Consider the following 13,093-nt stretch of genomic DNA (forward strand, 5'->3'; position numbering starts at 1 on the left):
GCGGCGAGGGTGAGCGGACCGTGGGTCGACGTCGGGTAGACGGCCCGGCAGTCATCCCCCAGGGAGGGAAAGTCATGCTCAAGAGAACCCTGGCCGCCGGTTTCGCGACGGTCATCGCCGCGACCGGGCTGGTCGTGGCCACGGACGTGGCCGCCAACGCTGACAACACGGCCATCAGCATCGAGAAGAACGCCTCGCGTTCCCCGTCCGGCATGATCATGAACGTCCGGGTGACCGTGGTCTGCCCCGACGAGACCACGGACGCCTTCGTGTCGGCCCAGGTCTCGCAGACCAACCCCGCCGGTGGCACCCAGACCGCCACCAGCGCGGTCATCTCGCTCGGTGCGTTCGAGTGCACCGGCGCCGAGGAGACCATCACGATCCCGGTCCGCCGCCCCACCGGTGGCTACGACTGGTCGGCGGGCCAGGCCGCGGTGCGCAACGTGGTCTTCAAGACCGAGGACCCCTCGGGTCACTACTTCGCCTTCCTGAAGGCCCGGACCGTCAACGTCAGCTGACCGTCTCGGGCGGCAGCGCTCGGGAGCTGCCGCCCGACCGGCTCGGTCGGAGGGAAGAGCCATGTTCAGGAAGTTCGTCTCCGGCGCGGCCGTGGTCGCGCTGACCGTCGCGGGCCTCGCCGCCGCTCACGGCGCCGCCGAGGCCGCCATCACCAAGGATCCCAGGATCGCGGTGCCGTCGGCCGCACGCCAGGGCGCCGTCTTCAAGGTGCTCGTCAACCCGCGCGCGCAGGAGGGATGGGTGAAGCTCCAGCGCCGCGCGCCGGGAGGGAAGTGGCGCAACGTCGCCGCCAAGAAGGTCGATGAGGACACCAGGATGACGTCGTTCAAGCGGCGCGAGGCGAAGGCGGGCAGGTACGCCTTCCGCGTCAAGATGGGCACGAAGATGTCCCGTGTCGACCGCATCAAGATCAAAGCGAAGGGCGCTGCCGGCGGCACCGGCGGTGGCAACGGCAAGGGCGGCGGTGGCAACGGCAAGGGCGGCGGCAAGGGTGGCGGCGGAGGAGGCGGCGGCGGCGGAAAGACGCCGGCCCCCGCGAAGCCCGAGCTCGTGATGAGCGTCAGCGCCAACAGCCTCGACGTGACCGTCGGGCAGCCCTACACGGTCGCCGCGGAGACGGTCCGGGGTGAGGATCCGCTGCCGGGTCGCACGGTCGTCATCCAGAAGCGCGTCGACGACGGACCGTGGACGGCGTTCGGCACCGTCACCACCAACAACAGGGGCGTGGTCACCCTCCCCGACTCGAGCGCCCAGCCGGGGATGATCTTCTACCGCGGCACGAGCGGCGACCTCACCGGCGAGACGATGGTGATGGTCTTCCAGAACTCGACACCGCCGACATCTGGAGCCGGGTTGACGGTCACCTCCAAGGCAGGTTGCGCGCCGGGCGCCTCCGCTGCGGGTGCCGACATCGTCCTGTCCCTCCCGAGCACGCCCGCCAGTCCGAGTCCGCCGACGCCGGCCTGCGACACGCATGCAGGCGACCACGTGGAGGTCGCCTGGGGTCTCCCGGGCACCTGCACCACGGTCCGATTCCAGAGCATGACGCTCGCCAGCGGGACGGCGACCATGTCGCTCCGCGTCGACGGCCAGCCGATGGACAGCTGGAACCTGTCGGCGGGTGGCGGCACCGGTCCGATCGAGATCAGCGGCGATCCGATGCAGCAGGTCACGGTCCGGATGACCGCGGGCGCGGGAGCAAGCGTCAGCGGCAGGCTCGTGCAGCCCAGCGCCTACTGCGCCTGACCCGCTGCGCTTCACCTCTCGGCGTCGGCTGGCCCCTCTAGAGTGGCCGCATGTGCGGCCGCTACGCGTCCAGCCGACGCCCCGAGGATCTCGTCGAGGAGTTCGACATCGTCGAGAGCCGCATCCAGGACGCACTGGAGGCCGACTACAACGTCGCGCCCACCAAGGAGGTCTACGCCGTCGTCGAGCGGCCGCCCCGGAGCTCGACCGGCTCCGAGGAGGGCGCGGAGCCGCCGCAGCGCCAGCTCCGCGTGGTCACCTGGGGGCTGGTGCCGTCGTGGGCGAAGGATCCCTCGATCGGCAATCGGATGATCAACGCCCGGATGGAGACGGTCGCCGAGAAGCCGGCGTACAAGCGGGCCTTCGCCAGGCGCCGCTGCCTGCTGCCGGCGGACGGCTACTTCGAGTGGTACCCGACGGAGGAGAGGACGAAGAGCGGCAAGCCTCGCAAGCAGCCCTTCTTCATCCGGCCGCAGGACCACGGCGTCCTGGCGATGGCCGGGCTCTACGAGATCTGGCGCGATCCCACGAGGGCCGACGACGATCCCGACCGTTTCCGGTGGACGTGCACGGTGATCACCACCGAGGCCGAGGACTCCGTCGGGCACATCCACGACCGGATGCCGCTCATGGTCGACCGGGCGCGCTGGAGCGCGTGGCTCGACCCGCGCGTCGAGGGACCCGACCTGCTCGACGTGCTCGAGCCGGCGGCGCCCGGGCGCCTGGAGGCCTACCCCGTGTCGGCGCTGGTGAGCAACGTGCGCAACAACGGCAGTGAGCTCATCGAGCCCCTGCCGCTGGAGCCCGGCGCCGCCGAGGTGCCGACGTGACGAGGCAGGAACGCCGTGTCGACACCCCCCACGGGGAGGGCCGGCTGGTCGTCGACCAGGCGCGCGGCCCCATCGCGACGCTGCTGCTGAGCCACGGAGCCGGCAACGGCATCGACACCCGCGACCTCACTGCGCTCGCCGAGCGGCTGCCGCGCAACGACGTCACCGTCGTGCGGTTCGAGCAGCCGTGGAGGGTCGCCGGTCGCCGGGTCGCCACCCCGCCCGCCACCCTCGACGCCGGGCTCGTCGCCGCCGCCAACCGCCTCCGCACGCGCACCCCGTTGGTGGTGGGCGGCCGCTCGGCGGGTGCCCGCTCGGCGGCCCGGTGCGCCACACGGCTGGCGGCGTCCGGCTGCCTCGCGCTCTCCTTCCCGCTGCACCCGCCCGGCAAGCCGGAGTCGTCCCGGCTCGACGAGCTGCGCGGTTCCCGAGTGCCGACGCTGGTGATCCAGGGCGAGCGCGACGCCTTCGGCCGGCCGGAGGAGTTCCCCGGCGACACCGACCTCGCCGTCATCCCCGGCGCCGACCACGGCTTCAAGGTGCCGGCGCGGGGGGAGGTCACCGAGGCCGACGCGATGGAGATCATCGTGGAGTCCACGCTCGAGTGGATCGTGCGCGAGATCGCCGGGGCCCAGGCGCCCGCCTGAGACGCCGCCGCGGCCTCGCCGTACGGGGAATGACGCGCCGAGGGCGGGCGTTCCACCACCATGCTGGCAGTGCTCGATCGCCCCGCAGGGCTAGGCTGGGACGTGATGACCGACCCTGCAGAGACGACCCCCGAGGCCGTCGACCCCGTCGTGGACCCCGTCGTGGACCTGGCCACGGAGACCGAGGCGGAGCGCTCCGCGCGCTTCGAGAGGGAGGCGCTGCCCTTCCTCGACCAGCTCTACTCGGCCGCGATGCGGATGACCCGCAACCCGGCCGACGCCGAGGACCTGGTGCAGGAGACCTACGCCAAGGCGTACTCCTCCTTCCACCAGTTCAAGCCCGGCACCAACCTCAAGGCCTGGCTCTACCGCATCCTGACCAACACCTTCATCAACAACTACCGCAAGAAGCAGCGTCAGCCGCAGCAGTCGATGTCGGAGGACGTGGAGGACTGGCAGCTGCACCGGGCCGAGTCGCACTCGTCGACGGGCCTGCGGTCCGCGGAGACCGAGGCGCTCGAGCACCTGCCCGACTCCGAGGTGAAGAGCGCGCTGCAGCGACTTCCCGAGGAGTTCCGGCTCGCGGTCTACCTGGCCGACGTCGAGGGATTCGCCTACAAGGAGATCGCCGAGATCATGGACACCCCGATCGGCACCGTCATGTCCCGGCTGCACCGGGGCCGGCGACAGCTGCGCGACATGCTCTCCGACTATGTGCGTGACAACGACCTGATGACCGCCGGCCGCAAGGGGGGTGCGTCGTGAGCCACGAGCACTCCGGCCACGCGGCCCACGCGGGCGAGCCGACGCCCGGTGACTGCGCGGACTTCCTCGAGCGCATCGTCTACTTCATCGACAACGAGCTCGACGAGGCCGACTGCTCCGAGGTGCGGTTGCACCTCGACAGCTGCAACCCGTGCCTCGAGAAGTACGACCTCCAGCGGACGGTGAAGACCGTCGTCGCCCGTTCCTGCTCCGAGGTCGCTCCCGACGAGCTGCGCCAGCGCGTGCTGCTGCGGATCCGCGAGGTCCAGGTCCAGATCCGCGAGTCCTGATCCGCGAGTCCTGACCCGCGTCGACGCCCATCACGGCAAGAACCCCCGAACCGGACGGTTCGGGGGTTCTGGACTTCTGCGCTCAGGCGTTGGGGCGCTTGCCGTGGTTCGCGCCCTTCTTCTTGCGAGCGCGGCGCTTGCGGCCGGTCTTGCCCATGATTTCCTCCTGATCGGAACGTCGTTGACCCGAAGGCCATCGCCCATCCTCTCAAAGGTGCCGGCCGGAGAGAAATCGAGTGCCGCCCGGACTTCACGGGCACTTCCTGCTCTTCTGGGGTGTTGCAACGCCCGAGGAGAGCAGGAATACCCGGTGCACCGGGTATTCCGCAAGCCACTCACACCCGCGACATGAACCGCGCGGCATCGACGACCACCCGGGTGATCTCGCCGGTGCCGACCACCTTCCCGCCCACGTTGCGGGCGGCGACGGTGAAGCGGTGGAGCCGCCCGTCGACGTACGTCGGGGACGCGGTCACCTCGACCTCCTGGCCGACGGCGCTGGCGGCGAGGTGCTCGAGCTCGACGCGGGTGCCGACGCTCGTCGAGCCGTCGGGCAGGGTCGGCTCGAGGGCCGCGCAGGTGGTGGCCTCGCACCAGGCGAGGAGCCGCGGAGTGCCGAGCACCGGCAGGGTGCCCGAGCCGACCGCGCTCGCGGTGTCGGCGTCGGTGACGGCGAACAGCAGCGTGGCCTCCATCAGAGCTCCCTCCGGAAGGCGATCAGGTCCACACCCGGCAGCGGCGACCAGTCGCGCTCGGCAAGGCGCACGAAGCCGAGCCGGGAGTAGACGCGGTGCGCGGAGGTCATCTCGGCCAGGCTGGAGAGCACGACCGCGTGGGCGCCGAGCTCGCGGAACCGGTCCAGCACGAGCTGCATGAGCGACTCGCCGACGCCGCGACGCCGGGCCGACGGTGCGACCGCGAGCATCCGGAACTCGCCCTCGCCCGGCTCACCGATCTCGCGCCACGCCGAGCCCTCGGGAGCGATCGTGACGGTGCCGACGACCTCGCCGTCGAGCTCGGCGACCCAGAGCTCGGCCCCGCGGTCGCGGCTGGCGGCGTCGCGCAGCTTGACGATGTAGGGGTCGGCCGGACCGAGCGTGAACTCGGTGTAGGCGGCGACGGTCACCTCGCCGACCGCCTCGAGGTCGGCGGGACGGGCGCGCCGGACGGTGACATCGGGGGCGACGTCAGACACCGAAGCTGCTCCGGGGGTAGACGGCCTCGACGTCGGTGATCACGTTGAGCAGGTAGGGCACGCCGGACGCGAAGGCCCGGTCCAGCGCCGGGCCGAGCTGCCGCGGGTCGGTCACGGTCTCGCCGGCGCCACCGAGCGCGCGCACGACCTCGTCGTACGCCGTGCGCGGGGCGAGGTCGGCGATCACGTCGTAGCCGTAGAGCATCTGCATCGGCCCCTTCTCGAGGCCCCACGCGGAGTTGTTGCCCATCACCATGACGACCGGCAGGTCGTGGCGCACCAGCGTGTCGACGTCCATGAGCGAGAAGCCCGCCGCGCCGTCGCCCAGCAGCAGCACCACCTGCGCCGACGGCCGGGCGATCCGGGCCGCGATCGCGGCGCCGAGGCCCGCGCCGAGGCAGCCGTACGGGCCCGGGTCGAGCCACCCGCCGGGGCGCCGCGGCTCGACGTACTTGCCGGCGAAGCTGACGAAGTCGCCGCCGTCGCCGATCACGACCGCGTCGTCGGCGAGCCGGGGGAGCAGCTCGCCGTAGATGCGGGCCGGGTGGATGGGATCGGCCTCGGCCCCGAGCAGCTCCGCGTCGCGCGCGGTGGCGGCCGACACGGCGCCCTGGAGGTCGCCGACCCAGGTCGACCAGTCCGGCCGGCGCACGACCTGGTCCATCGCCGCGAGCAGCCCGTCGAGCACCGAGGTGAGGTCCCCGGAGACGGAGGCGGCCAGCTGGGCGTGGCCGGAGAGCTGCCCGGGGGAGTCGGCGACGTGCACGACCTGGGCGTCGCCGAACACGCCGTACCCCAGGCGGAAGTCGAGCGGCGTACCCACCACCACGACCAGGTCGGCGCCCTTGAGCGCCTGACCGCGGGCCTTGGTCGCCAGCAGCGGGTGGCCGCCGGGCACGACCCCGCGGCCCATCCCGTTGGTGATCGTCGGGACGCCCACGGCCTCGACGAAGCGCAGCGCGGCCTCCTCGGCGTGGTCGGCCCACACGTCGGTGCCGAGGATGAGCACCGGGCGGGCGGCGGAGGCGAGCAGCTCGGCCACCTCGGTGATCGCGTCGGGGTCGGGGTCGGTGCCGCGCAGGGGGGCCACCCGGGGCAGCGGCCCGGCCGCGCTGTTGAAGAGCTCGTCCATCGGGACGTCGACGAAGACCGGTCCGCGGTGTGGCGAGCCGGCGGTGGCGAACGCGTCGTGCATCCCGTCGAGCACGGCGCCCGCCGCGGGGATCGTGTGCGCCTTCTTCGAGACCGGCGCGAAGATCGGCGGCTGGTCGAGCTCCTGGAGTGCCCCGGTGCCCCAGCGGCCCTGGGGCGCCCGGCCGCCGACCACGACCATCGGCGACCCCGCGAACTGCGCCTGCGCGACCGCGCTCAGCCCGTTGGTCACGCCGGGACCGGCCGTCAGCACCGCGAGGCCCGGCACCCGGGTCAGCTTGCCGGTCGCTTCGGCGGCGAACGCGGCGGTCTGCTCGTGGCGTACGTCGAGCAGTCGCATCGGCCGCTCGGCCTTGACCGCCCCGTCGTACAGCGGGAACACGTGCGCGCCCGACAGCGTGAACATGGTCTCGACGCCGTGCGCGCGCGCCACCGCGACCGCGAGCTCGCCGGCGTGGCCGCTCAGGTCGGTGTCGGAGTCCGGGGGGACGTCGGTCGGGTTCACGTCGTCGGGCATGCCCGCAGGTTACTCACCCGTAGTGACGAGGTACCCGTGGTTGGTCGACTTCAGCGCGTCCACGACGACGAGGAGCAGGTCGGAGCGCAGCTGCGGCGGTCGGCTGCCCAGCGACAGCTGCAGGTAGAGGGCGCGCAGGAAGGCCTCGGCGTTGCCGCCGGCCAGGTAGGGGTCGCGGTCGTCGTACGTCGACCGCGTCCCCGCGCCGGCTGCGATCCGCGCCACCCAGGGTTCGAGCACCCGCAGCGGCACCACGTTGCGGCGCAGCACCGCCATCGTCGCGAACGCGAGGCGGTCGGGCTCGCCGTTGCTGAACAGCCGGTCCACCGGGAGCAGCAGCCGATCGGCGATGACGTCGAGCAGCACCGTGAGCTCGGGGGTCGCCAGGTGCGGCGACCGGGCCAGGATCGCGAGGGTGTCGGCGCCGTGGGAGACCGCGTGCGCCCAGCCGTTGCCGCGCACCCAGCCGCGCAGGTCGCGCTCGCGCAGCAGCCAGGTCGTGAGCCGGTCGCCCCACTCGAGGATCTTGCCGCCGGGCAGCAGCGGCCGCGTGTTGTCGCGGGCGATGCACTCGCCCAGGACGAGCGCCGAGAAGCTGCGCCGGAAGACCGTGTCGGTGCCGCGCTCGCCGAGCCCGACGAGCAGCCCCATTGCCATCCCGTCGCCGAGCCCGGAGAGCAGGTCGTCGTAGACGCCGCGCTCGACCCAGGTCGTCAGGGCGGGATAGGCGGTGCCGTCGCGCAGGGCCGGGTCGGGGTCGCCGAGCATCCGGGTCAGCTCGGCGGTGAGATCGTCGAGCGGACGATCCGACGGGACCGCCAGCCCCGTTGCATGCACGTTCCGCCAGTATGACCCGGACATAGGGGCGATCCTACGAAAGCCTGGCCGTTCGTCCAGAGGCGGTCCACTCCCGTGTGGCGGCGGGGCACCCGGAACGCCCTACCCTTGCGATCGTGCCGTCCCTGAGCGACCTCGTGCGCAGCCACACCGATCTGGACGCCGAGGACGTGGCGTGGCTCCAGCTGCTGATGGCGGACTGGCAGATCATCGCCGACCTGTCCTTCGCGGACCTGGTGCTGTGGCTCCCGGACCGGGAGGGCAAGGGCTTTTGGGCGGGGGGCCAGATGCGGCCGACGACCGGGCCGACGGCGTACGTCGACGACGTGATCGGCACGTTCGTGCCGGTCGGCCGGCGACCGCTGATCGACGCGGCGTACGGCCAGGGTCGGCTGGTCCGCGAGGGCGACCCGGAGTGGCGCGACGACGTGCCGGTGCGGGTGGAGACGATCCCGGTGCGGCGCGCCGGCCGGATCATCGCGGTGGTCGCCCGCAACACCAACCTGCTCGGCGTGCGCACGCCGAGCCGCCTCGAGCTGTCCTACCTGCAGACCGCCGCCGACCTGACCCAGATGATCGCCCACGGCTACTTCCCGGCCACGGGGCAGCGCAGCGACCATGCGGACACCCCGCGCGTCGGAGACGGCTTCCTGCGCGTCGACGCGGCCGGTCGGGTCGCCTACGCGAGCCCGAACGCCCTGTCGGTCTTCCGTCGTCTCGGGCTCTCCGGCGACCTCGCCGGGCTGTCGCTCGCCGAGACCACGCGCGACCTGGTGCCCCCGCGCCGCAGGCCCGACGAGGAGACCCTGAGCGCGGCGCTCGGCGGCCGGGCGCACCGCGACACGGAGATCGGCACCGACGAGGTCGCGCTGATCGTGCGCTCGATCCCCCTGCGTCCGCAGGGCGACCACATCGGCGCCCTCGTGCTGGTCCGCGACGTCACCGACCTGCGCCGTCGCGACCGCGAGCTGGTCACCAAGGACGCGACGATCCGCGAGATCCACCACCGGGTGAAGAACAACCTCCAGACCGTCGCCGCGCTGCTGCGGCTCCAGGCGCGCCGGATGGACAACGAGTCGGCGCGGCTGGCCCTGGAGGAGGCGGTACGCCGGGTCGGGTCGATCGCCATCGTCCACGAGATCCTCAGCCAGGCGGTGGAGGAGCGGGTCGACTTCGACGACGTCGTGGACCCCCTCGGCCGGATGGTCACCGAGGTGAGCGCGGTCGGGGGCCGGGTGCGCGTGCGGCGGTCGGGATCGTTCGGCGAGCTGCCCTCAGAAGCCGCGACCGCGCTCGCGATGGTGGTCACCGAGCTGCTCCAGAACGCCGTCGAGCACGGCTACGACCCGGCCGACGCCGGCCTGACCGGCGAGATCGTGCTGTCGGCGCGGCGCCTGGTCGGACGGCTCCACGTCACCGTCGACGACGACGGCTTCGGGCTCCCGGGCGACTTCGACCTCGACGGCTCCAGCAGCCTGGGCCTCTCGATCGTCCGCACGCTGGTGGAGTCCGAGCTGGGCGGCCAGCTCGAGCTCGGACCGGCGCCCGGCGGTCGTGGCACGCGGGCGGCGCTCGACGTACCTCTCGAATAGCTGGCTCAGGCGGTGCGCACCCGGGCGCGAGCGTTGCGACGCTTGAGCGCGCGCCGCTCGTCCTCGCTGAGACCGCCCCACACCCCGTGGTCCTGCCCGGCCTCGAGCGCCCACGCGAGGCACTGCTCGCGCACCTCGCAGCGACGGCACACCTGCTTGGCCTCCTCGATCTGGAGGATGGCCGGACCGGTGTTGCCGATCGGGAAGAACAGCTCCGGATCCTCGTCGAGGCACGCGGAACGGTGGCGCCAATCCATGGCTGGGCGATCCCTCTTTCTTCAACGAACAGGTGGGCAAGCCGGTGGGTGATCCCGGACTGCCGGTGCGCAATGGGCACGACGAAACACGCGCAAGTTCACGCGTTCTTCACCAAGACTGGCAATCTTTTTACCGTTAAACAACCCCCTGACATGGTCTTGTCCGTCACAGGGGTCGCGCGCGTGTCGAGCCGGCCCGCGGCCTCTTCTAGGCTGCACCGGTGAGCCTACGTCCCCCCGCCAACACGCCGGCCCCGCTGATCGTGGCCGTCTCCCTGGTCGCCGTCGAGGCGCTGCTGCTGCTCGGGTACGCCGTGCTCGAGCTGGTCAGCCTCGACGCGGACCGCGCGGAGGTGGCGCTCACAACCACGGTGTTCTTCGCGCTGTACGGCGGGGGTCTGCTCTGCTGCGCGTGGGCCCTCTCCCGGCTCAGCTCCTGGGCACGCAGCCCGGTCGTCCTGGCCCAGCTGATCCAGCTCGGGGTCGCCTGGAGCTTCTGGGGCGGCGAGACCACCGCGGTGGCCGTCGCCGTCGCGGCGGTCGCGGTGATCGTGCTGGTCGGCGTGTTCCACCCGGCGAGCCTGGCCGCGCTGGCGGCCGAGGAGGAGCCGGGCGGGTAGCCGGGCTTGGGGTGGGCCAGGAGTGGGCCAGGAGTGGGCCAGGAGTGGGCCAGGAGTGGGCTAGGAGGACTCCTCGTCCAGCGAGGTGCGCAGCTGCTCGAGCGTCCGGTTGAGCAGCCGGGACACGTGCATCTGCGAGACGCCGATCTCCTCGGCGATCTGTGACTGCGTCATGTTCTTGAAGAACCGCAGCAGCAGGATCTTCTTCTCGCGGGGCGCGAGACGGTCCAGCAGCGGCTTGATGGACTCGCGGATCTCCACGTGTTCGAGGCCCTCGTCGTCCACGCCGATCGCGTCGAGCATGGTGGCGGCGCCGTCGTCGCCGTCGTCGCTGGCGTCGAGCGACAGCGTGGAGTAGGCGTTGCTCGACTCGATGCCCTCGACGATCTCCTCGACCGTGCAGCCGATCGTCTCGGCAAGCTCGCGCGGCGTCGGGGAGCGGCCCAGCGACTGGGTGAGCTCGGCGCTCGCCGTACCGATCTGCATCCGCAGCTCCTGCAGCCGCCGCGGCACCCGGATCGCCCACCCCTTGTCGCGGAAGTAGCGCTTGATCTCGCCGATGATCGTCGGCGTGGCGTACGTGGAGAACTCGACGCCCCGGTCGGAGTCGAAGCGGTCGATCGACTTGATCAGCCCGATCGTGCCGACCTGCACCAGGTCCTCGAGTGGCTCGCCACGGTTGCGGAAGCGCCGGGCGCAGTGCTCGACCAGCGGGAGGTGGAGGTGCACGAGGGACTCGCGCGCCGACTCCCGGCTGGCGGCGGAGCCCTCGTCGTCACCGAAGACGGCGAACAGCGCCGCGCTGCGCTGACGGGTCAGCTCGACGCCCGTGGGTCCGTCGGTCGTCCCGTCGTCGTCGAGCGAGATCGCCATGTCAGAGACCGGGCTCCTGGTGGGAGGACACCATCGTGAGCGTCACGGTGAAGATGTCGTCGTCGGAGTCGGCGGAGGCGGTGGTGGCGAGGGTGGTGAGCACCTGCCACGCGAAGCTGTCGGTGTCGGGCTCGACGGCGCCGTCGACGCTGGCCGACACCTCCACGGCCAGCTCGCCCGGGGACTGGTAGAAGCGGCACACGAGGTCCGTGCCCGGCGCCGCCTCGCCCAGGACCATCGCGCTCGCCTCGCCGATCGCGATGCGCAGGTCCTCGATGTCGTCGATCGGGAAGTCCAGACGGGCGGCCAGGCCGGCGGTCGTGGTGCGCAGCACGGAGGCGTACGCCCGGTCCGCCGGCAGCCGGAGCTCGACGTCGGCTCGGCGCACCCCTTCCGTCGCGGTCGGGCCGGTGGTCGCGCCGATCGATGCCATGTGTCGTCCTTGGGGCTGGGTCGTCAGGCCGGGGGACCCGGCCCTGCGCAATGTAGCGGGACCGGCCCCTGCGGGTTGTCGTACCCGCGGGACCGGTCCCGTTAACCGCTGGTCTGATCCGCCTGCCGTCCGGTGGTCCGTCGCGACGCCGGGTGGCCGGAGACCGCGCACCGACGGCGGTCCCAGCACCCAGGGCGATCCGGGGGCGTGCGCTCCAGGGAGTGCGCTCCAGGGAGTGACCTCCAGGGAGTGACCTCCATGGGGTGTGCCCTGAGAGCGGGAAGCCTTCGCTTCGACGCCGTCCTTGGTTGCGGTGGACGGTCGCTACTTCGCTTCGCTCAGTAGCGCTTGAGACTCGAAGGCCTTCGCTTCGCTCAGGCCTTCTTCGTCTCCCAGAAGATCTCGGCGATCTCGTCGATCTTGGCGAGCAGCTGGTCGGCCACGTCGGCGTCGAAGACGGCCTTGGTGCCGCCGCCTCCACCGGCCAGCTTGGTCGCCTCGTTGAAGAGGGTGTGCAACTGGGGGTACTTCTCGAAGTGCGGCGGCTTGAAGTAGTCGGTCCACAGCACCCAGAGGTGGTGCTTGACCAGCTCGGAGCGCTGCTCCTTGATGAGGATCGCCCGAGAGCGGAAGTCGGGGTCGTCGTTGTCGGCGACCTTGGCGATGATGGCCTTGACCGACTCGGCCTCGATGCGCGCCTGCGCCGGGTCGTAGACGCCGCAGGGAAGGTCGCAGTGGGCGGAAACCTCGAGGGTGGGTGCGAACAGTCGCGCGAACATGCGGGTCCTCTCGTCTTCGGTTGTCCTCGGTGCCACCGGTGATTTCACGGAGGCGTTTGGCTGCGACACTACTCCGCGTGCCGCAGCACGAACGAGGTACCCGGTCCACGCCGGGAGACACCCGCCGGTGGGGCCTCGCCGTCGTGCGGGGCGACTCGATGCTGCCGACGCTGCGGGCGGGCGACCGGCTGCTCGTCTCCTACCGTCGCGGTCCCCGGGTGGGCGACGTCGTGGTCGCCAGGTTCGCGGACGGGACCGTCGCCGTGAAGCGCGCCGCCGAGCGTCGTACGACGCGGGCGGGCGCCCCGGGATGGTGGCTGCTCAGCGACAACGCGGGGGCGGGCGTCGACTCGCGCCACCGTGGCGTCGTGGCCGACGGCGACGTGAGGGCGGTCACCGTTGCCCGGATCTGGCCGCGGCCTCGTCTCCTCGCCCGCGCCCCTGTGCGAGACTGACGACGAGGGAGATCCCCCGCGGTCCGAGACCATCCGCGCACACCCCGCGCGTCGAACCGGACCCCCTTCGTTGCACGCCCCTCGTCT

The 13,093-nt window shown here is 71.9% G+C and carries 17 protein-coding genes; 9 read left to right on the forward strand and 8 right to left on the reverse strand.

What is annotated here, in order from left to right:
- Positions 1-74 precede the first annotated feature (74 nt).
- The 6 genes from PZ894_RS09060 to rsrA all read left to right on the forward strand — a co-directional run bounded on the left by PZ894_RS09060 (position 75) and on the right by rsrA (position 4,296).
- Complete coding sequence (locus PZ894_RS09060) at positions 75-518, forward strand: hypothetical protein (protein ID WP_275744177.1); 444 nt, start codon at positions 75-77, stop codon at positions 516-518.
- 61 nt (positions 519-579) lie between these two features.
- On the forward strand, positions 580-1,764 hold the full coding sequence (locus PZ894_RS09065) for a hypothetical protein (RefSeq protein WP_275744178.1): 1,185 nt from the start codon (positions 580-582) through the stop codon (positions 1,762-1,764).
- A gap of 50 nt (positions 1,765-1,814) precedes the next feature.
- On the forward strand, positions 1,815-2,594 hold the full coding sequence (locus PZ894_RS09070; RefSeq protein ID WP_275744179.1) for an SOS response-associated peptidase: 780 nt from the start codon (positions 1,815-1,817) through the stop codon (positions 2,592-2,594).
- Complete coding sequence (locus tag PZ894_RS09075) at positions 2,591-3,241, forward strand: alpha/beta family hydrolase (protein ID WP_275744180.1); 651 nt, start codon at positions 2,591-2,593, stop codon at positions 3,239-3,241. Before PZ894_RS09070 ends, PZ894_RS09075 begins: the two co-directional genes overlap by 4 nt.
- Positions 3,242-3,346: 105 nt before the next feature.
- Positions 3,347-4,006, forward strand: coding sequence for a sigma-70 family RNA polymerase sigma factor (locus PZ894_RS09080; protein WP_275744181.1), 660 nt, complete (start codon positions 3,347-3,349; stop codon positions 4,004-4,006).
- On the forward strand, positions 4,003-4,296 hold the full coding sequence (gene rsrA / locus PZ894_RS09085) for a mycothiol system anti-sigma-R factor (RefSeq protein WP_275744182.1): 294 nt from the start codon (positions 4,003-4,005) through the stop codon (positions 4,294-4,296). The genes PZ894_RS09080 and rsrA overlap by 4 nt, the downstream gene beginning before the upstream one ends.
- Positions 4,297-4,631: 335 nt before the next feature.
- On the opposite strand, the gene PZ894_RS09090 is transcribed toward rsrA, so the two are convergent.
- Genes PZ894_RS09090 through PZ894_RS09105 form a run of 4 tightly spaced genes read right to left on the reverse strand, consistent with a single transcriptional unit; the run spans position 4,632 to position 7,997 of the window.
- Complete coding sequence (locus PZ894_RS09090; protein WP_275744183.1) at positions 4,632-4,991, reverse strand: hotdog domain-containing protein; 360 nt, start codon at positions 4,989-4,991, stop codon at positions 4,632-4,634.
- A complete protein-coding gene (locus PZ894_RS09095) occupies positions 4,991-5,491 on the reverse strand; it encodes a GNAT family N-acetyltransferase (protein ID WP_275744184.1) in 501 nt (166 codons plus the stop codon). The genes PZ894_RS09090 and PZ894_RS09095 overlap by 1 nt, the downstream gene beginning before the upstream one ends.
- On the reverse strand, positions 5,484-7,160 hold the full coding sequence (locus PZ894_RS09100; RefSeq protein ID WP_275744185.1) for an acetolactate synthase: 1,677 nt from the start codon (positions 7,158-7,160) through the stop codon (positions 5,484-5,486). Before PZ894_RS09100 ends, PZ894_RS09095 begins: the two co-directional genes overlap by 8 nt.
- Positions 7,161-7,169: 9 nt before the next feature.
- The gene (locus PZ894_RS09105; RefSeq protein WP_275744186.1) at positions 7,170-7,997 is read right to left on the reverse strand and encodes a DUF2785 domain-containing protein; all 828 of its coding nucleotides are present in this window, start codon (positions 7,995-7,997) and stop codon (positions 7,170-7,172) included.
- A gap of 116 nt (positions 7,998-8,113) precedes the next feature.
- Between PZ894_RS09105 and PZ894_RS09110 the strand changes: the two genes are divergently transcribed.
- Positions 8,114-9,589, forward strand: coding sequence for a PAS domain-containing sensor histidine kinase (locus PZ894_RS09110; protein ID WP_275744187.1), 1,476 nt, complete (start codon positions 8,114-8,116; stop codon positions 9,587-9,589).
- A 5-nt stretch (positions 9,590-9,594) separates the two neighbouring features.
- Here PZ894_RS09110 and PZ894_RS09115 read toward each other — a convergent pair whose 3' ends face one another.
- Positions 9,595-9,846 (reverse strand): WhiB family transcriptional regulator, encoded by a 252-nt coding sequence (locus tag PZ894_RS09115; protein ID WP_011755173.1) that lies wholly within the window; start codon positions 9,844-9,846, stop codon positions 9,595-9,597.
- A 221-nt stretch (positions 9,847-10,067) separates the two neighbouring features.
- Here PZ894_RS09115 and PZ894_RS09120 point away from each other — a divergent pair, with 221 nt between their 5' ends.
- Positions 10,068-10,466, forward strand: coding sequence for a hypothetical protein (locus PZ894_RS09120; RefSeq protein ID WP_275744188.1), 399 nt, complete (start codon positions 10,068-10,070; stop codon positions 10,464-10,466).
- A gap of 60 nt (positions 10,467-10,526) precedes the next feature.
- Here PZ894_RS09120 and PZ894_RS09125 read toward each other — a convergent pair whose 3' ends face one another.
- From PZ894_RS09125 to sodN, 3 genes are all read right to left on the reverse strand, one after another.
- Positions 10,527-11,339, reverse strand: coding sequence for an RNA polymerase sigma factor SigF (locus PZ894_RS09125; protein ID WP_275744189.1), 813 nt, complete (start codon positions 11,337-11,339; stop codon positions 10,527-10,529).
- Between the two features lies 1 nt (position 11,340).
- On the reverse strand, positions 11,341-11,772 hold the full coding sequence (locus tag PZ894_RS09130; RefSeq protein ID WP_275744190.1) for an anti-sigma factor: 432 nt from the start codon (positions 11,770-11,772) through the stop codon (positions 11,341-11,343).
- 374 nt (positions 11,773-12,146) lie between these two features.
- Positions 12,147-12,551, reverse strand: a complete 405-nt coding sequence (sodN, locus tag PZ894_RS09135) for a superoxide dismutase, Ni (protein ID WP_275744191.1) — start codon at positions 12,549-12,551, stop codon at positions 12,147-12,149.
- A gap of 77 nt (positions 12,552-12,628) precedes the next feature.
- Between sodN and PZ894_RS09140 the strand changes: the two genes are divergently transcribed.
- Positions 12,629-13,006, forward strand: a complete 378-nt coding sequence (locus PZ894_RS09140) for a S24/S26 family peptidase (protein ID WP_275744192.1) — start codon at positions 12,629-12,631, stop codon at positions 13,004-13,006.
- Positions 13,007-13,093 lie beyond the last annotated feature (87 nt).

Origin of the sequence: Nocardioides sp. YIM 152315, from assembly GCF_029210375.1 — a bacterium.
Lineage (GTDB): Bacteria > Actinomycetota > Actinomycetes > Propionibacteriales > Nocardioidaceae > Nocardioides.

Coding starts and splice junctions, on each gene's coding strand:
- PZ894_RS09060 (WP_275744177.1), top strand. CDS start 75: ATGCTCAAGAGAACCCTGGCCGCCGGTTTCGCGACGGTCATCGCCGCG.
- PZ894_RS09065 (WP_275744178.1), top strand. CDS start 580: ATGTTCAGGAAGTTCGTCTCCGGCGCGGCCGTGGTCGCGCTGACCGTC.
- PZ894_RS09070 (WP_275744179.1), top strand. CDS start 1,815: ATGTGCGGCCGCTACGCGTCCAGCCGACGCCCCGAGGATCTCGTCGAG.
- PZ894_RS09080 (WP_275744181.1), top strand. CDS start 3,347: ATGACCGACCCTGCAGAGACGACCCCCGAGGCCGTCGACCCCGTCGTG.
- PZ894_RS09090 (WP_275744183.1), bottom strand. CDS start 4,991: ATGGAGGCCACGCTGCTGTTCGCCGTCACCGACGCCGACACCGCGAGC.
- PZ894_RS09100 (WP_275744185.1), bottom strand. CDS start 7,160: ATGCCCGACGACGTGAACCCGACCGACGTCCCCCCGGACTCCGACACC.
- PZ894_RS09115 (WP_011755173.1), bottom strand. CDS start 9,846: ATGGATTGGCGCCACCGTTCCGCGTGCCTCGACGAGGATCCGGAGCTG.
- PZ894_RS09125 (WP_275744189.1), bottom strand. CDS start 11,339: ATGGCGATCTCGCTCGACGACGACGGGACGACCGACGGACCCACGGGC.
- PZ894_RS09130 (WP_275744190.1), bottom strand. CDS start 11,772: ATGGCATCGATCGGCGCGACCACCGGCCCGACCGCGACGGAAGGGGTG.
- sodN (WP_275744191.1), bottom strand. CDS start 12,551: ATGTTCGCGCGACTGTTCGCACCCACCCTCGAGGTTTCCGCCCACTGC.